The organism is Ruegeria sp. E5 (genome assembly GCF_056534105.1).
This window is the reverse complement of the sequence record NZ_JBQFPA010000001.1, coordinates 1,383,560-1,402,118: the sequence shown is the minus strand read 5'-3', so window position 1 is coordinate 1,402,118 and position 18,559 is coordinate 1,383,560. Positions and strand designations below refer to the sequence as shown.

At 59.9% G+C, this 18,559-nt stretch carries 15 protein-coding genes; 7 read left to right on the top strand and 8 right to left on the bottom strand.

Annotation, left to right across the window (positions count from 1 at the left end; all coding sequences use genetic code 11):
• The first annotated feature begins 1 nt into the window (after window position 1).
• The 3 genes from edd to ACR0BI_RS07075 are packed head-to-tail and all read left to right on the top strand — an operon-like array spanning window position 2 to window position 3,686.
• Complete coding sequence (gene edd / locus ACR0BI_RS07085) at window positions 2-1,807, top strand: phosphogluconate dehydratase (RefSeq protein WP_480561171.1); 1,806 nt, start codon at window positions 2-4, stop codon at window positions 1,805-1,807.
• A 4-nt stretch (window positions 1,808-1,811) separates the two neighbouring features.
• A complete protein-coding gene (locus ACR0BI_RS07080; RefSeq protein WP_170397269.1) occupies window positions 1,812-2,444 on the top strand; it encodes a bifunctional 4-hydroxy-2-oxoglutarate aldolase/2-dehydro-3-deoxy-phosphogluconate aldolase in 633 nt (210 codons plus the stop codon).
• Between the two features lie 51 nt (window positions 2,445-2,495).
• Window positions 2,496-3,686 carry a pyridoxal-phosphate-dependent aminotransferase family protein gene (locus tag ACR0BI_RS07075; protein ID WP_480561172.1) on the top strand — a complete coding sequence of 397 codons (1,191 nt, stop codon included), beginning with the start codon at window positions 2,496-2,498 and terminating at the stop codon, window positions 3,684-3,686.
• Between the two features lie 81 nt (window positions 3,687-3,767).
• Here ACR0BI_RS07075 and ACR0BI_RS07070 read toward each other — a convergent pair whose 3' ends face one another.
• Window positions 3,768-4,877: a pyridoxal phosphate-dependent aminotransferase gene (locus ACR0BI_RS07070; protein ID WP_480561173.1), complete on the bottom strand. Its 1,110-nt coding sequence runs from the start codon at window positions 4,875-4,877 to the stop codon at window positions 3,768-3,770.
• A 149-nt stretch (window positions 4,878-5,026) separates the two neighbouring features.
• Between ACR0BI_RS07070 and ACR0BI_RS07065 the strand changes: the two genes are divergently transcribed.
• The gene (locus ACR0BI_RS07065) at window positions 5,027-5,809 is read left to right on the top strand and encodes a crotonase/enoyl-CoA hydratase family protein (RefSeq protein ID WP_480561174.1); all 783 of its coding nucleotides are present in this window, start codon (window positions 5,027-5,029) and stop codon (window positions 5,807-5,809) included.
• Here ACR0BI_RS07065 and ACR0BI_RS07060 read toward each other — a convergent pair whose 3' ends face one another.
• From ACR0BI_RS07060 to ACR0BI_RS07045, 4 genes are all read right to left on the bottom strand, one after another.
• Window positions 5,810-6,142, bottom strand: a complete 333-nt coding sequence (locus ACR0BI_RS07060) for a DnaJ family domain-containing protein (RefSeq protein ID WP_480561175.1) — start codon at window positions 6,140-6,142, stop codon at window positions 5,810-5,812.
• Between the two features lie 39 nt (window positions 6,143-6,181).
• A complete protein-coding gene (locus tag ACR0BI_RS07055; protein ID WP_170424251.1) occupies window positions 6,182-7,342 on the bottom strand; it encodes a benzoate/H(+) symporter BenE family transporter in 1,161 nt (386 codons plus the stop codon).
• A gap of 146 nt (window positions 7,343-7,488) precedes the next feature.
• Complete coding sequence (locus ACR0BI_RS07050) at window positions 7,489-10,650, bottom strand: valine--tRNA ligase (protein ID WP_480561176.1); 3,162 nt, start codon at window positions 10,648-10,650, stop codon at window positions 7,489-7,491.
• Between the two features lie 93 nt (window positions 10,651-10,743).
• Complete coding sequence (locus ACR0BI_RS07045) at window positions 10,744-11,643, bottom strand: phytanoyl-CoA dioxygenase family protein (RefSeq protein WP_170404230.1); 900 nt, start codon at window positions 11,641-11,643, stop codon at window positions 10,744-10,746.
• A gap of 177 nt (window positions 11,644-11,820) precedes the next feature.
• Here ACR0BI_RS07045 and ACR0BI_RS07040 point away from each other — a divergent pair, with 177 nt between their 5' ends.
• A complete protein-coding gene (locus ACR0BI_RS07040) occupies window positions 11,821-14,112 on the top strand; it encodes a xanthine dehydrogenase family protein molybdopterin-binding subunit (protein ID WP_480561177.1) in 2,292 nt (763 codons plus the stop codon).
• On the top strand, window positions 14,090-15,166 hold the full coding sequence (locus ACR0BI_RS07035; RefSeq protein WP_170597010.1) for a T6SS phospholipase effector Tle1-like catalytic domain-containing protein: 1,077 nt from the start codon (window positions 14,090-14,092) through the stop codon (window positions 15,164-15,166). Before ACR0BI_RS07040 ends, ACR0BI_RS07035 begins: the two co-directional genes overlap by 23 nt.
• 3 nt (window positions 15,167-15,169) lie before the next feature.
• Here ACR0BI_RS07035 and ACR0BI_RS07030 read toward each other — a convergent pair whose 3' ends face one another.
• Together ACR0BI_RS07030 and ACR0BI_RS07025 are read right to left on the bottom strand one after the other, a co-directional pair.
• Window positions 15,170-15,838, bottom strand: coding sequence for a hypothetical protein (locus ACR0BI_RS07030; RefSeq protein ID WP_480878335.1), 669 nt, complete (start codon window positions 15,836-15,838; stop codon window positions 15,170-15,172).
• A 195-nt stretch (window positions 15,839-16,033) separates the two neighbouring features.
• A complete protein-coding gene (locus ACR0BI_RS07025; RefSeq protein WP_170397240.1) occupies window positions 16,034-16,603 on the bottom strand; it encodes a GcrA family cell cycle regulator in 570 nt (189 codons plus the stop codon).
• Window positions 16,604-16,729: 126 nt separating this feature from the next.
• Here ACR0BI_RS07025 and ACR0BI_RS07020 point away from each other — a divergent pair, with 126 nt between their 5' ends.
• Window positions 16,730-17,533: an ABC transporter permease gene (locus ACR0BI_RS07020; RefSeq protein WP_170397238.1), complete on the top strand. Its 804-nt coding sequence runs from the start codon at window positions 16,730-16,732 to the stop codon at window positions 17,531-17,533.
• On the opposite strand, the gene ACR0BI_RS07015 is transcribed toward ACR0BI_RS07020, so the two are convergent.
• Entirely contained in the window at window positions 17,515-18,405 is an 891-nt protein-coding gene (locus tag ACR0BI_RS07015) for a DMT family transporter (RefSeq protein ID WP_480561179.1), read from the bottom strand. The genes ACR0BI_RS07020 and ACR0BI_RS07015 overlap by 19 nt on opposite strands.
• Between the last annotated feature and the right edge of the window lie 154 nt (window positions 18,406-18,559).

Below are 18,559 nucleotides of genomic sequence, written 5' to 3'. Positions count from 1 at the left end.
CATGGTCAACACAGTTATATCCGACGTCACCAAACGCATCATCGACCGCAGCGCCGATCTGCGTGGCCCGCATCTTGAACGAATGGAGCAGGCCAAATCCAAAGGCCCTGCGCGTGCGCACCTGTCCTGCAGCGGGCAGGCCCACGCCTATGCCGGGGCGGGCGAAGATCAGGACTCCATGGCCGCCGGCACGGCTGGCAATCTGGGGATCGTTACCGCCTATAACGATATGCTCTCGGCCCATCAGCCTTTCGAACGCTACCCGGCCCTGATCCGCGATGCGATCCGCGCAGCAGGCGGCACAGCGCAGGTTGCAGGCGGCGTGCCAGCCATGTGCGACGGCGTCACGCAAGGCGAGGCGGGGATGGAACTATCTCTGTTCTCGCGCGATGTGATCGCGCTGGCGACCGGAGTGGCGCTAAGCCACAACACTTATGACGCCGCCGTTTTCCTGGGCGTCTGTGACAAGATCGTGCCCGGCCTAATCATCGGCGCGCAAGCCTTTGGGCATCTTCCTGCCGTCTTCCTGCCTGCAGGACCGATGACCAGTGGCCTGCCGAATGACGAAAAGGCCAAGGTCCGCCAGAAATTCGCCGCCGGAGAGGTGGGCCGCGAAGAGCTGATGAAGGCCGAAATGGCCGCATATCACGGCCCCGGCACCTGCACCTTCTACGGAACTGCCAACACCAACCAGATGCTGATGGAATTCATGGGCCTGCACCTGCCAGGGTCCAGCTTCATCAACCCCAACACCCCCCTGCGCGATGCCCTGACCGAGGAAGGCGCGCGCCGCGCCCTGTCTCTCAGCGCGTTGGGCAATCACTACACACCGGTCTGCCAGATCCTTGACGAGCGCGCTTTCGTCAATGGCATCGTCGGCCTGATGGCCACCGGCGGTTCCACTAACCTACTGATCCACCTGATCGCCATGGCGCGTGCCGGTGGTATCGTGCTGGACTGGGAGGATTTTTCCGACATCTCCGCTGTCGTGCCTTTGGTCGCGCGCGTCTATCCCAACGGTCTGGCAGACGTGAACCACTTCCACGCTGCGGGTGGCCTGGGCTTTGCCATCGGCACGCTGCTGGAAGATGGCTTGCTGCACCCCGATACGCTCACTGTCGCGGGGCAGGGCCTGCACAACTACACCAAAGAACCCAAGCTGAAAGACGGCGAGTTGGTCTGGGAAGAGGGCGCGGGCCACAGTCTGAACGAAAAGATCGTTCGCCCGGCCAAAGACCCGTTCCAACCCACGGGCGGGCTCTCTCGCTTGACGGGCAATCTGGGCACAGGGGTCATGAAGGTGTCGGCTGTAGCACCTGAACACCAAGTGGTCGAAGCGCCCGTGCGTGTATTCCACGACCAGAACGCCGTTAAAGCCGCTTTCAAAGCCGGAGAATTCACCGATGACGTCATCGTTGTTGTTCGCTTCCAAGGGCCAAAAGCCAACGGTATGCCTGAACTTCATTCGCTGACGCCGATCCTGTCGATCCTGCAGGGCAGGGGGCAGAAGGTGGCTCTGGTCACCGATGGCCGTATGTCGGGCGCATCCGGCAAAGTGCCCGCCGCCATCCATGTCTGCCCCGAGGCGCTGGATGGTGGACCGATCGCCTATCTGCAAGACGGTGACCTGTTGCGCGTTGATGCGGTCAAGGGCGAGTTGGAAATCCTGACCCCCGGTGTTCTCGACCGCAATCCGGCCACCGCCGACCTTACGGCAAACCAACACGGCGTTGGTCGTGACCTCTTCGGCGCCTTCCGTCAGAATGTCGGCTCAGCCGACACCGGCGCCAGCATTTTCGGAGTGTAACCCAATGTCCAAAACCCAACGCACCCGCGAGATCTGCGCGCTGGCCCCGATTGTTCCAGTCCTGGTCGTCGACGACGCGGCCCATGCGCGCCCGTTGGCCGAAGCTTTGGTCGCCGGTGGCCTCCCGGCGCTTGAAGTCACCTTGCGCACTCCCGCCGCGCTCGACGCGATCCGCGCCATGGCCAACGTCCCCGGCGGTGTTGTCGGGGCGGGTACACTGGTCACGCCCGAAGATGTCCGCGCTGCCAAAGAGGCTGGCGCTCAGTTCGGCGTCTCGCCCGGTGCGACCGATGCCCTGATCGCCGCCTGCGAAGCCGAAGGTCTGCCCCTTCTCCCCGGTGCGGCTACTGCAAGCGAAGCCATGGCTCTGCTGGAAAAGGGCTATGACATGCTGAAATTCTTCCCCGCCGAGGCCTCAGGAGGGGCTCCCGCCCTAAAAGCCATCGGCGCACCGCTACCGCAGATCACCTTCTGCCCAACTGGTGGCGTATCGCCGTCAAATGCCCTCGATTACCTGTCGCTGTCGAATGTTGTCTGCGCCGGCGGCAGCTGGGTCGCGCCCAAGCAGATGGTTCAAAACGGTGATTGGTCCGGGATCGAAACACTTGCCCGCGAGGCCGCCAGTCTGCTGGATTGACGCCGCAGGGCAAGACGCTAGGGTAGGCCTCAATTCAAACAGGTTGCCCTCATGACAAACCAAACCTCCCTCGCGCATGGGCGCGAGTATCTGGCCATCCCCGGCCCTTCGGTCATGCCCGATACGGTGCTGCAGGCGATGCACCGTCCGTCGCCCAATATCTATGACGGCGAATTGATCGAGATGATGCCCGCGCTCACCCGAGACTTGAAACGCGTTGCCGGAACCCAGCACAACGTCGCCATCTATATCGCCAACGGCCACGGTACATGGGAGGCTGCGCTTTCCAACGTCATTGCACCCGGTGAAACCGTGCTTGCCCCGGCCTCTGGCCGATTCACCCACGGTTGGGCCGAGATGGCCGAAGGAATCGGCGCCAAGGTTGACCTGATCGATTTCGGAATGTCCTCGCCCTGGGATCTTGACCGCATCGCCGAGGCCCTGCGTAACGATACCAGCCACAAGATCAAAGCGGTCCTTGCGGTCCACGTCGATACGTCCACATCGATCCGCAACGATATCCCGGCTCTGCGAGCGTTGCTCGACGACCTTGACCACCCAGCCTTGCTGATGGCTGACTGCATCGCGTCGATGGGCTGCGACCGGTTCGAGATGGATGCCTGGGGTGTCGACGTCACTGTCACGGCTTGCCAAAAGGGGCTTATGACCCCGGCGGGCACCGGCTTTGTCTTCTTCAACGACAAGGCGCAAGCCAAGCGCGCCACAATGCCCCGCGTCTCGCATTATTGGGACTGGCAGCCGCGCGCCAATCCCGATCTGTTCTATCAGTATTTCAACGGCACCGCGCCAACCCACCACCTGTATGGCCTGCGCGCGGCGCTCGACCTGATCCATGGCGAAGGGATCGAACAGGTCTGGGCCCGCCATGAACACCTGGCAACGGCCATCTGGGCCGCCTGCGAAATCTGGGCGCAAGGTGGCGCGCTGCATTTCAACGTCACCGACCCCGCCCATCGCAGCCACGCCGTCACTGCTCTGAGGTTGGCAGAGGGGCGCGGCACGCCGCTGCGCAGCTATACCGAAACCCAACTGGGTCTGACGCTGGGCATCGGTCTGGGAATGGAGGATTGGGACGGCTGCTTCCGCCTTGGCCACATGGGGCACGTAAACGCTCAAATGGTCATGGCCATGCTGGGTGGCGTCGAAACCGCTATGGCTGCGCTCGATATCCCCCGTGGTCAGGGTGCGCTCGAAGCCGCCGCCGCGACGCTGGCCGGATAAGCCCGATCCGCCTCTTCATCTGGCCCGAAATACCTTCGGGGGAAATCGCGCATGGGCGCGATAGGGGGCAGACAGCCCCCTTTACGAGGCTCGGGCTTTTGCCAAGGCCGTGGGCAGAGCAGCTTCAAACGCCGCCATTTCCGCCTCACCTCCGCAGCTGACCCGAATGCACCGGTTCTGGGGCGCGGCAAATGGCATCCGCACGAACACGCCTTGTTCAACGAGCGTGTCCAACACGGCCTTGGCAAACACCCCATCGCGCCCACAATCAATCGCCACAAAGTTTGTCGCAGACGGCAAAGGCACCAGACCATTCGACCGTGAAATCTCTTCGATGCGGTTCCGGGACCCGGCAATCCTTTGCTGCACATGCGTCAGCCAATCTTCATCTTTTAGCGCGGCCAATGCCCCTGCCTGCGCGGCTCGGTTCATGCCGAAATGGTTGCGCACTTTGTTGAAGCTCGCAATCAACTCGGATGAGCCGATAGCATAGCCTACCCGCGCCCCGGCCATGCCATAAACCTTGGAAAACGTTCGCATCCGGATCACACGTGAATCATCAGCAGCGACAGGTGCAGCGGTCCCCTCGGGCGCGCATTCGACATATGCCTCGTCAAGAACCACCAAACAGCCCTCTGGCAAAGCCTCCAGAGCGGACACGATATCCTTACCTGCATGCCATGTTCCCATCGGGTTGTCCGGGTTGGCCAGATAGACCAACTTGGCGTCTACCTCCGCCGCTTTGGCGAACAGTGCCGTCGGGTCCTCGTGATCGTCGCGGTAGGGGACCTTGTGCAATACCCCACCAAACCCGGCCACGTGGTAATTGAAAGTCGGATAAGCTCCATCCGAAGTCACAACTGCATCGCCGTAACCAACCAGCAGGCGCACCAGATAGCCCAGCAACCCGTCAATGCCTTCGCCAACCACGATATTTTCAGGCGCAACCCCATGATGTACCGCCAGCGCATGGCGTAGTTCGTAATTCTCGGGATCGCCATACATCCATATCTCGCCTGCGGCCCGTTGCATTGCATCGATGGCGCGCGGGGACGGGCCAAACACGCTTTCATTCGCACCGATCCGGGCCACGAAGGGCGCGCCACGTTGGCGCTCCTGCGTTTCGGGGCCGACAAAAGGCACGGTCGCGGGCAGCGTGAGGGCAAGCGGGGTATAACGAGGACCAGTCATGGCCGCAGATAAGCGCAACCGATCAGGCGGGGCAAGCCTTGCCAGAAGTTCAAAGGAGGCTTCGGATGCGCGGTTTGCCCTGACGTCGCTGTGGCGCTGCTGGCGTCTTGCTGGCATGTTTATACAGCAAATCACGCCCCGGAGGTCCCATGTCCCGCGTATCCGTCGAATACAAAGACCACATCGCCCATGTCACGCTGACTCGCGGCGACAAGATGAACGCGCTGGACGATGCGATGATCAAGGCGATCCTTTCGGCCGGCCAAGAAGTCGCCGCAGCCGATATCCGCGCCGTGGTGCTATCGGGAGAGGGCAAGAGCTTTTGCGCAGGGCTCGATATGGCCAGCTTTGCCAGCATGGCACACACAGACCCAAGCGAATGGCTGATGACCCGCAGCCACGAAGATGCCAACGAAATGCAGGAACTTGCCTTGATCTGGCGGCGCGTCCCAGTGCCGGTGATCTGCGCTATTCAAGGCGTCGCCTATGGCGGTGGGCTACAGATCGCGCTGGGTGCCGACATCCGCATCGTGCATCCCGAAGCCAAGCTGGCAGTGATGGAGATGAAATGGGGCATTATCCCCGACATGGGCGGCATGGTTCTGCTGCCAGAGCTCGTGCGCTCGGACGTGCTGCGCCTGCTGACCTATACCGCCCGCCCTATCGGAGCGCCACAGGCGGCAGATTGGGGGCTTGTTACCAAACTGTCGGATGATCCCCTGACCGAAGCGCTGGCGCTGGCCGAGGACATCGCGGGTAAAAGCCCGTCCGCCATCCGCGCCGCCAAACGGTTGATTGATGTGGCCGAAACCCGTGACCGTGCTGATGTGCTGTTGGCCGAGTCTACCGAACAGGTCGACCTGATCGGTAAGTCGGATCAAATGGAAGTTGTCATGGCACAGATGCAGGGCCGAAAGCCCGAGTTCAAATGATCACCGCATGAATGCGCGCCGTGCATCGCGGGCCATGTTGTATCGCATCTCAAGATCAGCAATCTTTTTCATTGCGGCCCTGCGGTCCTGATTGTCAGGCAGCGCTGCAAACTCCTTGCGGGCGGCGTCGAGCTGTTTCTTGATGTCGAACTCCTCGGGTAGCACTCCGGCCTGCGCCATGATCCGATGACCCGCAGCAATGGCGGGATCGCCTTGTGCCTCGCCCGAGCGGTCGGGTAACGGGGCACCTTCGCCTTCAAGACCCTGCAGTTGGCCTTCGGCCTGCGCCTTTATGATCTGGCGTTCAATCAGTTTTCCAAGCGATCCGAACATGCGCTCATTTTACCGCCTGAGGGGTTCTGATGAAAGGGCTCAGCGCACTCGGTTTGTTGCCAGATATGCGATACCCCCAGCCAACAGCCCCCAGACTGCCGCGCCCAACCCAAAAACCGTTATGCCAGAGGCCGTAATGGCCAGTGTCAAAATAGCCGCTTCGCGCTCGACAGGGACGTCCAGCGCGGCATGCATGGCATTGGCCAGGACCCCGATCAGGGCCACACCTGCCAGAGTGCCCATAAGCAGCGGGTCGGCATGGGCGGCAAAACTGGTGATCGCCACGGCAAAGATACCGAAGAGGCAGTAGAACACGCCACCCATGATTGCCGACCAATAACGCTGCGCCGGATCGGGGTGGCTTTCCTCGTTGGAACACATCGCTGCGGTGATTGCGGCCAGGCAGGTTGCGGGCGCCCCGAAAGGGGCCGAAAGCATGCTTGCGCCACCGACGGATGAAAACAACCGGCCGGGAACAGGATCAAAGCCAAAGCTGCGCATCACCGCGACGCCGGGGATATTCTGTGTCGCCATCGTGACGATAAACAGCGGTACGCCGATCCCGATGGCCGACGCGACCGAGAATGATGGCATGGTCCAGATCGGAGCCGCGATCAAACGATCCGGCATCAATTGGGCATCTCCTGCGTTCAGCGACACAATGATAGCCGCCGCGACCACAGCTGCCGGAACCGCGATCAATCGATTGAAACGGCCCGCGACAAACCACGTCAGGATCACCGGCAACGCCTGCCATGGAATCTCGATCGCCGCCTTGAAGGGCACAAGGCATAGTGGCAAGAGCACGCCTGCCAGCATTGCTTGCGCCAGTGTTGTGGGAATTGCTGCTGCCAATCGTCCCAGCGGCTTCCACAGCCCTGCCAGAACCGTTAATGCTCCGGCGCACAGGAACGCACCAATCGCGCCTGAAAATCCCTCGACCGGGGTGGCCGAGACGGCTAACAGAGCGGCCCCCGGAGTCGACCACGCAACGCTGATCGGCATTTTGTACCGCAGGCTGAGGACGATGGCTGCAAGCCCCATGGCAATCGCCGCACTCATCAGACCCGAGGCGGCTTCCTGCGATGAAGCTCCCATCGCGCCCAACCCCTGCAGTACGATGGGAAACGAGCTGAAGAACCCGACAATGGCCACAACCAACCCGGTTGAGACGGTCTGCATCGGAGGGAAAGATCGCATCGTCAGTGCCTCGCCAGGTTGTTTCGCCGAAGTGCTAACAAGCGGGGCGTGGCGTGAACAAGGGGAAAGCTCTGAGGGTAAAGAAAAACCTCACCGCCGGTTGGGTGGTGAGGTTCGATTTCAATATATCAGCAGCAGGAAAAAGATCAGGCGATTTCAGCCAAACGGGCGAGAGCTTCGTTTAGCTTGGCTTCTTCTTCTTCGCGGGCGGCAAGGTTAGCTTTGGCTTCCGCAACAACCTCTTCCGGGGCCGATGCCACGAATTTCGGGTTGTTCAGGCGTCCGCGCAGACCGCCGAGTTCCTTGGCCAACTTGCCTTTGGCTTTTTCCAGCCGTTCCTTTTCCGCACCAATGTCGATGATGTCCGCCAGTGGCAGGCCAAAGGAGGCACCGGGGGCGGCAATCGAGATCGTGCCCTTTGGCAGTTCATCCGCCTTGGTCAGGCTGTCGATCCGCGCCAGACGTTTGATCAGCGCTTCGTTGCGGTCCCATGCCGCTTGGCCGTGCGCGTCAATCTCAGTCACCAGCATCGGCACGTAGAGGCCAGCAGGAACCCGCATCTGTGCGCGGGCCGAGCGGGTGTTTTCGATCACCGAGATCACCCAGTTCATTTCTCGATCCGCATCCGCGTCGATCAGGTCGGCAGCCGCATAGGTCGGCCAATCTGCGTGTACAACCATTTTGGCACGCTTACCGGTCAGGCCCCACAGCTCTTCGGTGATGAAAGGCATGATCGGGTGCAGCAGAACCATGCACTGATCCAGAACCCAGCGCATGGTGGCGCGGGTCTCGGCCTGTGCCTCGGTGTCGTCGCCTTGCAGCAAGGGTTTAGAGAGTTCCACGTACCAGTCGCAGACCTTGCCCCAGACAAAGGCGTAGAGCCCGTTGGCCGCGTCGTTGAAACGATAGCTTTCCAGCGCCGCGTCGACCTCTTCCCGCACACGGGCGGTTTCACCGATGATCCAGCGGTTCACGGCGGCTTTGGGTTTCAGGTCAGTCACGTCCAGTTGCGGGACAGCGTCGGTGAAGACCTCATTCATCTCGGCAAAGCGGACGGCGTTCCACAGTTTGGTGCCGAAGTTTCGGTAACCTGTGATGCGCTCGCGCGACAGTTTCAGTACCCCGCCAATAGCCGCCATTGAGGCATTAGTAAAGCGCAGCGCGTCAGCACCGAATTCGTCCACGATCTCCAACGGGTCGATCACGTTGCCGGTGGTTTTGGACATCTTCTTGCCCTTCTCGTCGCGGACGAGCTGGTGCAGATACACGGTGTGGAACGGGATTTCGTTCACCACCGCCAGTTGCATCATCATCATCCGCGCGACCCAGAAGAACAGGATGTCAAAGCCGGTGATCAACACATCGGTTGGGAAATAGCGCTCTAACTCTTCAGTCTTTTCAGGCCAGCCCAGCGTGCCGATAGGCCAGAGGCCGGAAGAGAACCATGTGTCGAGCACGTCGGGGTCGCGCCAGACCGGGTAGACCAGCTTGGTCGGGTCTTGTTCGACTGCGTATTGAGCAAGGCTTTCGGCGAACTGATGGATCGCTTCCTGCTTATCGGCAACTTCGATGACCGTCGCGTGGCTCAGCGGGCTGGGTATATTGGCATTGTCGTCGAGGAATTTCTCTGTAACGGCCTCAAGGCTTGCCGCGCATTCCATGACATTGCCACGATGCAGCATGCCGCCTTCGTTGAGCAAACGACCCAATTCGACCAAATCAAGGTCGCCGTCGTTTTCGTCGTCCTTGAAATTCTCAGCCGAGAGATCGAGACCATACCAAACCGGTATCTGATGCCCCCACCATAGCTGGCGCGAGATGCACCACGGCTCGATGTTTTCCAGCCAGTGGTAATAGGTCTTCTCGCCCGACTCGGGGATGATCTTGACAGTGCCGTCCTTGACCGCGTCCAGCGCAGGGCAGACGACCTTGGCGGCGTCGACGAACCATTGGTCGGTGAACATCGGCTCGATGACGACTTTCGAGCGGTCGCCGAAGGGCTGCATGATCGGTTTGCTTTCGACCAGCGGCACCAGCTTGTCCGCGCCTTCGTGTTCCGGCTTTAAAGCGGTCGAACCCAGACGTTGATCATCCGCGCGAGTCATGACAGCCAGACCGTCTGCAGTGATCTCCTCAACCACCTTCGCACGTGCCTCGAACCGGTCGAGGCCGCGCAGATGATCAGGGATCAGGTTGATCGCGTCGATCTCGTTCTCGGTGAACTCTCGCCCGCGCGCGTATTCCTGCGCCTTGTCCGCCTCTTCGGCATAAGGCGCACCATCGGCGCGCATTGCGCCTTTGGTGTCCATCAGGCGATACATTGGAATGCCGCCGCGCTTGGCGACCATATTGTCGTTGAAGTCATGTGCACCGGTGATTTTCACCGCGCCCGAGCCGAAATCTGGATCAGGGTAATCATCGGTGATGATCGGGATCTGACGGCGATGCTCTTTCGGGCCTACCGGGATTTCGCAAAGTTTTCCGACGATGGGCGCATAGCGCTCATCGGATGGGTGAACCGCAACTGCGCCGTCGCCGAGCATGGTTTCGGGGCGGGTCGTGGCGATCGAGATATAGTCGCGCTCTTCCTCCAGCACGATATTCCCGTCCTCATCTTTCTCGACGTAGGTATAGGTCTCACCGCCCGCCAGCGGATACTTGAAGTGCCACATATGGCCCGCAACTGCGATATTCTCGACCTCAAGGTCCGAAATCGCGGTCTCGAAATGCGGGTCCCAGTTGACCAACCGCTTGCCGCGATAGATCAGACCCTTTTCGTACATGTCGACAAAGACCTTGATCACCGCGTCGTGAAAATTCGCAGAATTTTCGTGCCCGGTGCGCGGGTCACGCGGCGCACCCGCCATGGTGAAGGCGTTGCGCGACCAATCGCAGGACGAGCCCAGGCGCTTGAGCTGCTCGATGATCGTGCCGCCGTATTCTCCCTTCCATTCCCAGACCTTGTCCAGAAACGCCTCACGTCCCAGCTCACGACGTCCCGGCTGCTGGGTGTTGGCCAACATCTTTTCCACCTGCATCTGCGTGGCGATACCAGCGTGGTCCTGACCGGGCTGCCATAGCGTGTCGAACCCGCGCATCCGGTGCCAGCGGGTCAGAACATCCTGCAGCGTGTTGTTGAACGCGTGGCCCACATGCAGCGCACCCGTCACGTTCGGTGGCGGGATCATGATGGTAAAACTCTCGTCGCGCGATTTGTTCGCGCCTGCCTTGAAGGCTCCGGCCGCTTCCCAGGCCTGATAGATGCGGGCCTCGGCCTCGGCCGCGTTGAATGTCTTTTCCATCGCCATGGGATGCGTCCTGCGTCAACAATATCGGGTCAGCGCCTGCAATAGCGAATGGACGCAGGAAGGGGAAGGCCCTGCGCGGCGGTCCTGCAATGATCAGCCGGGATTTGATGGGGCGGGCGCATAAAGATCCAGCTTTTCGCTGGCCCCTTGCCCCATCGCCTTGGCCTGATCGCTGCGGATGCGCGCGTGCAGGTCCAGCGCCTCAGGAGCAAACAGCTCGGTCGGCTCAGGGATATGGATGAAATTCCCCACCCGGTCCTCGCCCCGCGCCAGAATGGCATAGTCGCGATCCGCCACTTTTTGCTGCGCATTGGGGTTGAGATAACGGATAGCCAGGCCAATTCGACGATCATCAGATACGTTCGGCCCTGACCCGTGAATGGTCAGCCCATGGTGCAGCGACATCTGGCCGGGCTGCAACTCGATATGGGTTTTGTCTTCCTCTGCGACATCGACTGCCACCTCTTGCCCGCGCGACAGCAGGTTGTTGTCGGAAAACGTATCATTATGCGGCAGGATCGGGTTCTTGTGGCTGGCCTTCACGAAATCCATGCAGCCACTCTCAACCGTCGCAGGGGATAGGGCGATCCAGGCGGTCAACTGGTCCGAGGTTTCACCCATACCCCAATATGTCAGGTCCTGATGCATGCCCACCACTTGCGTCGTGCGCGGTTCCTTGATGAACAGCTCAGCCGACCACAACAGCAGGTCTGGGCCCAAAACACCTTCGACAACGTCCAAAACGCGCGGGTCCAACGCGATGCGAGTGGCAAATGGCATCACCACATGCGCGTTGATGCGTTTGTACATGTTCAGGGGTAGCGGCAGGTCAGCCTCGCGCCAGCTGGCCTCGACATCTTCCAACTCGGCACGGTACCCGGCGGCTTCTGCGGCAGAGAACACGGGGATCGGAAATATAAACCCATCATCCCAATAGGCCTCGGCACTTTGGCTGTCCAATCGGCCATTCGTCAGCTTGATTTCTTTGGGCATGGAAACCTCCACTCGACTGAATTTAGGTTCAGCCTAGGCGCGGCCCAGATCGGCGCGCAACGCTGTTTCCAGACATGAATGTCGCTTTCAGACCGTGCGGGGTTAATTTTCTCAGCCACTGGACAAGGTCCTGCTTCACGCTAGGGTCGCGCATTCAGGCAGCCAGAGGATCATCCCATGGAAAAATTCGGCAAAAGCCAGCCCATCAAACGGACCGAGGACCAGCGGTTTCTGACCGGGCAGGGGCAATACATGGACGATTCTGTGCCCGAGAATGCGCTGTTCGCAGCATTCTTTCGCAGCCCGGTGGCGCATGCCACGATCACGTCGCTGGACCTTGAAGATGCACGTACAGCGGATGGGGTGCGCTTGGTCATGACGCTGGAAGATCTGACTGCTGCCGGGATCGATACGGTGATGAACGCGACTACAGTCGCCAACCGCGACGGCAGTCAAGGCGCTGCGTCTGAGCGGAACATGCTGGCCAAGGACCGCGTGCGTTTCGTCGGAGAACCCGTTGCGGTCGTCATTGCCGACTCGTTGTTACAGGCCCGCGATGCAGTCGAATTGATCTGGATGGAAACCGAAGACCTGCCGGTCAAGATGGATGTCGCTGCGGGTGGCGAACCTTTGCATCCACAAGCCCCCGACAACCGCGCCTTTGACTGGGGCTTGGGTGATGAGAAGGCGACCAATGCCGCCTTTCAGGCAGCGGCGCGCACCGTCGCGCTGAACGTGCATGACAACCGGGTCATCGTGAGCTCGATCGAACCGCGTGGCTGTCAGGCCGATTGGTCGGATGGCCGTATGCATTTCTCATATGGCGGGCAGGGTGTCTGGGGGATGAAAGCGCAACTGGCACAAAAGCTGAAACTGGACCCCGAGGCGATCCGCGTCACTACGCCAGATGTCGGCGGCGGATTTGGTATGAAGGCGATGCCTTATCCCGAATATTTCACCGTTGCTGTTGCTGCCATGAAACTGGGCCAGCCGGTGCACTGGATGTCGGACCGGTCCGAAGCGATGTTGTCCGATCACCACGGCCGCGACCTGACCTCACTGGCGGAGCTCGCCTTTGATGCCGATCACAAGATCACTGCTTACCGGGTCCACAGCAAGATCAACCTTGGCGCTTATAACAGCCATTTCGCGCAGGCGATCCAGACCAGCCTGTTCAGTAAGGTTTTGATGGGTGTCTACGATGTTCAGACCACCTACTTGCGGGTCGAAGGATTCTTCACCAACACCACGCAGGTCGACGCCTATCGCGGTGCCGGGCGACCCGAGGCGATCTATGTGCTGGAACGCGTCATGGACCGTGCTGCGCGTGAGTTGGGGATTGATCCGTGGGAGTTGCGGCGCAAGAATTTCATCCGACCCGAAGCCTTCCCCTATAAGACCGCAACCGGCGAAACCTATGATGTGGGTGAGTTCAACATGGTCCTCAGCCGCGCCGCCGAACAGACTACGGGCTTTGAGGCCCGCAAAGCGGCGGATGCGGAAAACGGCCTGATCCGGGGGCAGGGGCTTTGTTACTATATCGAAAGTATTTTGGGAGACCCTTCCGAAGGCGCGAAGATCGAGTTTTGCGAGGACGGAACGGTGAACCTCTATGTCGGCACTCAGTCCAATGGGCAAGGGCACGAGACCGTCTATGCCCAGTTCCTATCGGACCAGACAGGGATTCCTTCGCACCTGATCAATGTTGTGCAAGGCGACACGGACAGGCTGGCGCAGGGCGGCGGAACCGGCGGATCACGCTCGGTCACGACCCAAAGCAACGCGACACTGGTCACAGTTGATACGATGATCGCCGCATTCACGCCCTATCTTGCGGATAAGATGGGGGTCGAGGAAAGCGATGTGACCTTCGACCATGAAACCTTCCGCGCGCCGGGGTCCAACCTGACCCCCACGCTGACCGAGGCGGCCGAGATGGCGCGCGCTGACGGGCGCACCGATCTGTTGCAGCACGAAGCCCGCGCTACGCTAGATGCACGCAGCTATCCCAATGGTGCACATGTTGCCGAAGTCGTTATCGATTCTTTCACTGGTGAAACATGGGTCGACCGCTACACGGTGGTGGATGATTTCGGCAATCTTATCAACCCGATGCTGGCCGAGGGGCAGGTGCATGGCGGGGTAGTGCAGGGTATCGGCCAAGCACTGACCGAGCATGTTGTTCATGATGCCGAGGGGCAACTGCTCACGGCTTCGTTCATGGACTACGCCTTGCCCCGCGCTGCTGAGATACCCATGATAGAGTTTACCTCGGCGCCGGTTCCGTCAACCGCCAACCCGATGGGGATGAAAGGCTGTGGCGAGGCAGGCACCGTGGGCGCACTGGCCGCAGTGGCGAACGCGGTACAGGATGCGCTCTGGGATCACGGGGTGCGGCAGGCGGATATGCCTTTCACACCTCACAAAGTTTGGGAATTGTTGACGCATGGTTCTGTCGCGGCTGAGTAGAAAGGTACTGGGATGGCTCGGACGGCCTCTGCGGTCCGAGCACTCGGCCGAAACGCGCCACCGCGAACCTGTCAGCCATGTCATCATTCTTGACGGCACCATGTCGACGCTGGAAGCAGGGCGGGAAACCCACGCGGGCCAGACTCTGCGCCTGTGCTGCGAGATGGGCAGCCAGGTTTCGGTTTTCTACGAATCCGGCGTGCAGTGGGAAAGCTGGAAGTCGACTATGGACGTGATGATGGGGCGGGGTATCAACCGTCAGATTCGTCGGGCCTATGGTTATTTGGCTTCGCGTTACAAACCCGGTGATAAGATCTTTTTCATCGGCTATTCACGCGGCGCATACGGGGTCCGCAGCCTTGCGGGCGTGATCGATGCTATCGGGTTGCTCAAGGCCGAACACGCCACTGTCCGCAATATCAAACAGGCCTATCGACACTATGAATGTAACGCCAATGGCGAAGCGGCGGCGGTCTTTCGTCGGGAGTTCTGTCACGAGGATGTCGCCATCGAGATGGTCGGCGTCTGGGACACGGTCAAGGCGCTGGGCCTGCGCCTGCCGCTGCTCTGGCGCTGGGCCGAGGAACGCCACGCCTTCCACAACCACCAGCTTGGCCCGGCCACCCGCCACGGCTATCACGCCATGGCGCTGGACGAGACCCGCGAAGTGTTCGAGCCGGTGCTGTGGAAATGCACGCCTGACTTCAAAGGCCATATCGAGCAGGTTTGGTTCCGCGGCACCCACGGCGATGTTGGCGGCCAGCTGAACGGGTTCGAAGAGGCCCGCCCCCTCAGCAACATCTCGCTGATCTGGATGCTGGACAAGGCCGAACTGCACGGCCTACCATTGCCCGACGGCTGGCGCGACCGCTTCCCCACCGACACCCATGCCCGCTCGGTCGGCACATGGCGCGGCTGGGGCAAGATTTTCCTGCTGCGCAAGCATCGCAAAGTTGGCCGTGACCGGTCCGAGCGCCTACACGTTTCGGTCTCACCAGACGAACTGCCCCGCTGGGTCCCGATGCCGGACTTACCGTCGCATCCGGCGCAATAGCGATCAACTTGGAACGCAGGCGTTTCTAACAGGCTTGAGTAGTGCATCCGGACGTTCAATCAGATCGAAACGCCATCGCCTTGGAGACCAGTTGTAAACCCTTTGTTCATCGGGATTATCCACGATCATGAGACCGTGGAAGTACCACTTCGAAGTGGATTTGTATCCTATCTTTGTGGTGTAGAACGAAAATCCGCGCAGTTCGAACAAGGCTTCGACCGGAGAGTTCTCTGCATGTTCGGCGATGCAATAAGGCGCGCCATTTGAGATCAGGCGTGCCTGAACAAGAACCATCGGAACTGTTAACACAGACCAAAGAGCAATCAGGGTCGCGACCAAAATACCAACCTTTGCCACCCTTGAAGGTTGTGGTTTCCCATCGTGACCCGACCAGATGAGAAAGCTGGATGCGATGGCAATGGTCAAACTGGTGCCATGTAAGGCTTGGGTATCGGTAAAGGGTCCAAAAACGCCAGATGCCAGTGTCAGAAACAGCCCTAGAACGACTGAGATACCCGCAAGAAATCTGGCAAGAAGTCGCGGGATAGGCTTCATGCCCAGCAAAATAAAACCGCCGATGAATGCGGGTATGGCTGGAATGAGCCACAAGGACAAAAACAGGCCGCGAAAGAGGAAAAGAAGGGCTTTCTTGTCCGCGTCAGCTTCGAACAAGTACGGATTTACGGGCTGTATGTAGGCCGCAAAGATCAGCACAGCATAGACACAGAACAAGGTTTTGTATTTTAGGTCCGGCCGAATAGCGAAATCTCTCTGATCAAAAAATCACTGCCCACCTGTTTTGTGACGGGTGGGCAGTTAAGAAAATGCTAATGCCACGCCACGAATACAGGCGCGCAAAATTAACTTCTACCGCCGACGATCCCGGCGCGAGCTCATCGGCTGGAACGCCACGCCCACATGTGCCTCGCAATAGGGTTTGCCTGCCTCGACCGGCAGGCCGCAGAACCAGAAATCCTCGGTCGCGGGGTCGCCGACGGGCCATTTGCAGGTCTTTTCGGTCAGCTCCATCAAAGACAGCTTCTTGGCCTTCTTTTCAATCTCGTTGACCTTGGCCAAAGCCTCGGGGCTGATCTCATTGGCCGACGGTTGCGGAGGCAGCGGCTGGCCGGCGGGTATGATCTGGCGACGGGCCGGGGTGACCGGTTTGGCCTCGGGGGCTGGCACCGGACGGGCCGGTTCAGTCTTGGGTGTCGGTTTCGGTTTGGCCTCGGCCTTGGGCGCGGGGGCCGGTTTTTCCTTAGGCTCGGCCTTTGCCGGGCTTGCACCGGTGGCGCGATTCGACAGACCCAGACGGTGCACCTTGCCGATCACCGCATTGCGGGTCACGCCGCCCAGTTCCTTGGCGATCTGGCTGGCCGACTGGCCCTCGCCCCACATCTTTTTCAGCAGCTCTACACGCTCGTCAGTCCAGGACATCATTTGCCTTTCAAAAGCGGAAAGCGGCCCCGGATTCGGGCCGCCTTGGGAAATCATCTCAGCGCCCTATTCTAAACACTGCGGCCCGAGTTACAAGCGGTCTTCGAATCAGGTATGGGGCAGAGCATGCATAATCTCATGGATCACGACGCACGCCGCTTTGGCGCGGTGAATTGGATGGGCCTCTATACACTGGCGCAGCGCGAAACCCTGCGCTTTCTGGCCGTGTGGACGCAGACCCTGCTGGCACCGCTGGTGACGGCAGGCCTGTTCCTGCTGATCTTCAACATTGCCATTGGTCCCAGCCGACCGGATGTGATGGGGGTGCCGTTTCTGACCTTTCTGGCACCGGGCATCATGATGATGACCGTGATTCAGAACGCCTTTGCCAATACATCGTCATCGATGGTGATCGCCAAGGTTCAGGGCAATATCGTCGATACGCTGATGCCGCCGCTATCGCCGCTGGAAATCCTGTTGGGTTATCTGGCCGGAGGCATCGCCCGCGGAATCCTGATCGCCCTTGTTGTCGCAATCGCTCTGGCGTTGGTTCTGGGCATCGTGCCGCAGAACCCGCTGATCGCACTGATATTCGTGGTTTTAGGTGGCGCGTTCATGGGCGCGCTTGGGCTTTTTGCCGGGATTTTTGCCAACAAGTTCGACCAGATGGCGGCGATCACCAATTTCATCGTCACGCCTTTGGCTTTCTTGTCCGGCACGTTCTATTCTGTGCAGGCGCTACCGCCAGTGCTCAATCGGCTAAGCCATGCGAACCCTGTCTTCTATCTGATTGACGGGTTGCGCTATGGGATGATCGGCGTGTCCGACAGCTCTCCTTGGTTGGGCATGGCGATCTGCGCCAGCGCGACGTTGTTGGTTGGAGGATTGACCTGGCAGATGTTGCGCACCGGCTACCGGCTCAAGGCCTGACGGTGTATCGCCTCGCGCCAGACCAGAATCAGACCTCCGGTCAGGATGATGGCCGAGCCGATCAGGCTGATCCCATCCGGTATCACCTTGAATACCGCGAAATCGTAGAAGGCAGCGAAGATCAGGGTAGCGTAGCTGATCGGAGCCACAAAAGAGGCATCCGCCCGCGCCATTCCGTTGACGAAACAAGCCTGCGCACAGGCCATTAGCACACCAATCGAGGCCAGCGCCGCCCATTGCTGAGGCGTCGGCATCTGGAAAATGAAACTTACCGCGACTGTCGCAATGGTCAGACCCATCGCATTGTTGATCAGCAGAATCTGGATCGGTATTTCTCGGCCCGAGAGCTTTTTGATAAAGATCAGTTCCATCCCAATTATCACTGCTGCGGTCAGGGCCAGTAATGCAGCGGGTTGAAAGCTAGCGGGCGTTGGACGCAACAGAACCAAGGCACCGATCAAGGCCACGATGGCGGCCAACCAGCGCCACGGGCCGACACCTTCTTTCAGCAGCGGGATCGCCAACATCATGGCAAAGACCGGGTTCAGGAACGAGATCGCCGTCGCATCCGCAATCGGTATGAAAGCAACGGATGCAAACATCAGCGTGATCCCCAGCCAGCCGAAGCTTGTCCGTCCGATATGCAGACCCCAATGCGGGCGGCTCAGACGGGGGCGCATGATGCCGACGGCTGTCACGATTACCAGAAAGGCAAACAGAAACCGTCCATGGCTGATCTGCATCGGATGCAGGGCAGGGCCAAGCACATCCGTCCCCAGTGCTTTCGCCAGCAATGTGGTCCCTGCGAGAAGGGCGCTGGCCGCAAGGATCAGCAGGGCCGCAAGGGCAGGATTCTGACGTATCGGTGTCATGGTTCAGCCGTGCGCCAGCGTCGGGTAAATGACAAGCGGTAAATCCCGGTCTCAGAATGATTTTTGCCCCGATCGCAAAAACGGGGTTTTCAGACCCGGTGCGCCCCGCTATATGGCTTCACATGATCAATACCGCACATATCCTGCGCCTCCG

Bases quoted from the DNA above. Each gene is read 5' to 3' on its own strand.
- ACR0BI_RS07060 (WP_480561175.1), bottom strand. From the start codon at position 6,142: ATGTTCGGATCGCTTGGAAAACTGATTGAACGCCAGATCATAAAGGCG.
- ACR0BI_RS07065 (WP_480561174.1), top strand. From the start codon at position 5,027: ATGTCCCGCGTATCCGTCGAATACAAAGACCACATCGCCCATGTCACG.
- ACR0BI_RS07075 (WP_480561172.1), top strand. From the start codon at position 2,496: ATGACAAACCAAACCTCCCTCGCGCATGGGCGCGAGTATCTGGCCATC.
- edd (WP_480561171.1), top strand. From the start codon at position 2: ATGGTCAACACAGTTATATCCGACGTCACCAAACGCATCATCGACCGC.
- ACR0BI_RS07055 (WP_170424251.1), bottom strand. From the start codon at position 7,342: ATGCGATCTTTCCCTCCGATGCAGACCGTCTCAACCGGGTTGGTTGTG.
- ACR0BI_RS07040 (WP_480561177.1), top strand. From the start codon at position 11,821: ATGGAAAAATTCGGCAAAAGCCAGCCCATCAAACGGACCGAGGACCAG.
- ACR0BI_RS07015 (WP_480561179.1), bottom strand. From the start codon at position 18,405: ATGACACCGATACGTCAGAATCCTGCCCTTGCGGCCCTGCTGATCCTT.
- ACR0BI_RS07020 (WP_170397238.1), top strand. From the start codon at position 16,730: ATGCATAATCTCATGGATCACGACGCACGCCGCTTTGGCGCGGTGAAT.
- ACR0BI_RS07045 (WP_170404230.1), bottom strand. From the start codon at position 11,643: ATGCCCAAAGAAATCAAGCTGACGAATGGCCGATTGGACAGCCAAAGT.
- ACR0BI_RS07025 (WP_170397240.1), bottom strand. From the start codon at position 16,603: ATGTCCTGGACTGACGAGCGTGTAGAGCTGCTGAAAAAGATGTGGGGC.
- ACR0BI_RS07080 (WP_170397269.1), top strand. From the start codon at position 1,812: ATGTCCAAAACCCAACGCACCCGCGAGATCTGCGCGCTGGCCCCGATT.
- ACR0BI_RS07070 (WP_480561173.1), bottom strand. From the start codon at position 4,877: ATGACTGGTCCTCGTTATACCCCGCTTGCCCTCACGCTGCCCGCGACC.
- ACR0BI_RS07050 (WP_480561176.1), bottom strand. From the start codon at position 10,650: ATGGCGATGGAAAAGACATTCAACGCGGCCGAGGCCGAGGCCCGCATC.
- ACR0BI_RS07035 (WP_170597010.1), top strand. From the start codon at position 14,090: ATGGTTCTGTCGCGGCTGAGTAGAAAGGTACTGGGATGGCTCGGACGG.